Consider the following 1,942-nt stretch of genomic DNA (forward strand, 5'->3'; position numbering starts at 1 on the left):
GGCCCGCGCGGCCCCGCCCTCAACCTCCGCAACCCGGTCTTCGCCACCGAACGCGAACTGCTCAAGCTCGCCCTCCAGCGTCCGGAGCTGGTCTCCCCGGCCTTCGACGCGTACGGCGCCGACGAGTTCACCGCCCCGCCCTACACGGCCGTACGCCAGGCGATCCAGGACGCGGGCGGCGCCGAGTACGGCGTCCAGGACCCGCAGGAGTATCTGATCCGGGTGCGCGAGGCCGCCCCCGACGACACCGTCCGCGCCATGGTCACCGAACTCGCGGTCGAGGCGATCATGCTGCACCGGGGCGTCAAGGAGGTCGACGAGACCTACGCGGGCGCCCAGCTGGTCACCGTCCGGCGCCGCGCCGTCGAGCGCCGCATCCGTGACATCACCGGCCGCCTCACCCGCCTCGGCGCCCACGGTGACCCTGCTGAACTGGCCTCCGTGCAGAACGAGTTGTGGGTTCTTCAGCAGTACGACCAGACACTGCGCGCACACGGAGCGGCGGCGCTCTGAGGCCGGCCGGGGCGCCGCGCTCCCGGCCGGAGTGATGCGCCCGGGCACGCACCGGACGCAAAAAGTCACCGCACGCCCCTCGTGGGGACGATGTGTCGTACCCCACACTGGGTGGCGGTGCCTGAGTCCTCGGAGCGCGGCCGATCCGTCACCGACGGGTCCCGGACATCCGCGGTTCCGCTCATCGCGTACGGGACGGACAGCGGCGAGGCCGCCGACTCCGCCCCCGAAGTACCGCTGCCCCACCCCCGGCAGCGATCATCCTGGAGGTCGCACCCGTGCAGACCCAGACCCAGACCCTCACCCCGCCCGACGCGGACGTTCTCGTCGCCATGTCCCCACAGGGCCGTGTCGCGCACCACCCCGAGACGCCGCCCGGGCCCGCCGAACCGTCCGCCGGGCCGGTCGGAACGTCCGCCGAGCCCGACGATCCCGTGGAGCCGCCCGCGCCCGTCCGCACCGAGAGCGGCAGCCCCTCCTCGGACCTGTTCCGCCAGTATCTGCGGGAGATCGGCCGCATCCCGCTGCTCACCGCCGCCGAGGAGGTCGAACTCGCCCGCCGGGTCGAGGCCGGACTCTTCGCCGAGGAGAGGCTGCGCCGCGCCCCCGACCTGGACAGCAGGCTGGCCCTCGACCTGGACCGGCTCGTCGTCATGGGACGGATGGCCAAGCGGCGGCTGATCGAGGCGAACCTGCGGCTCGTCGTCTCCGTCGCCAAGCGGTACGTGGGGCGCGGGCTGACCATGCTCGACCTGGTCCAGGAGGGCAACCTCGGGCTGATCCGGGCGGTCGAGAAGTTCGACTACGCGCGCGGCTACAAGTTCTCCACGTACGCCACGTGGTGGATCCGCCAGGCCATGTCCCGGGCGCTGGCCGACCAGGCCCGCACGATCCGGGTGCCCGTGCACGTGGTCGAGCTCATCAACCGCGTGGTGCGGGTGCAGCGGCGGATGCTCCAGGAACGCGGCTACGAGCCGACGCCGGGCGAGGTCGCCGCACACCTCGACCTGTCGCCCGAGCGGGTGGGGGAGGTGCTGCGGCTGGCGCAGGAGCCGGTGTCGCTGCACGCGCCGGTGGGGGAGGAGGACGCCGTCGCGCTCGGTGACCTCATCGAGGACGGTGACGCCGCGAGCCCTGTGGAGTCGGCGGCGTTCCTGCTGCTGCGGGAGCATCTGGAGGCGGTGCTGTCGACGCTGGGGGAGCGGGAGCGGAAGCTGGTGCAGCTGCGCTACGGGCTGGTGGACGGGCGTCCGCGGACGCTGGAGGAGATCGGACGGATCTTCGGTGTGACGCGGGAGCGGATACGCCAGATCGAGTCCAAGACGCTGAACAAGCTGCGCGATCATGCCTTCGCCGATCAGCTGCGGGGCTATCTGGACTGACCTTTCCTCGCCCCCGCCGCCCCTTACCGTCCGAACCTGGGGCTCCG

General features: G+C 72.3%; 1 protein-coding gene and 1 pseudogene. Both read left to right on the top strand.

What is annotated here, in order from left to right:
• Window positions 1-513, top strand: a pseudogene (locus B9S61_RS39260) (DNA primase); the annotation flags it as partial.
• A 167-nt stretch (window positions 514-680) separates the two neighbouring features.
• Window positions 681-1,895 (top strand): RNA polymerase sigma factor, encoded by a 1,215-nt coding sequence (locus B9S61_RS39265; protein ID WP_103546513.1) that lies wholly within the window; start codon window positions 681-683, stop codon window positions 1,893-1,895.
• Window positions 1,896-1,942 lie beyond the last annotated feature (47 nt).

It is taken from the genome of Streptomyces sp. SM1 (genome assembly GCF_002910825.1).
Classification (GTDB): domain Bacteria; phylum Actinomycetota; class Actinomycetes; order Streptomycetales; family Streptomycetaceae; genus Streptomyces; species Streptomyces okerensis.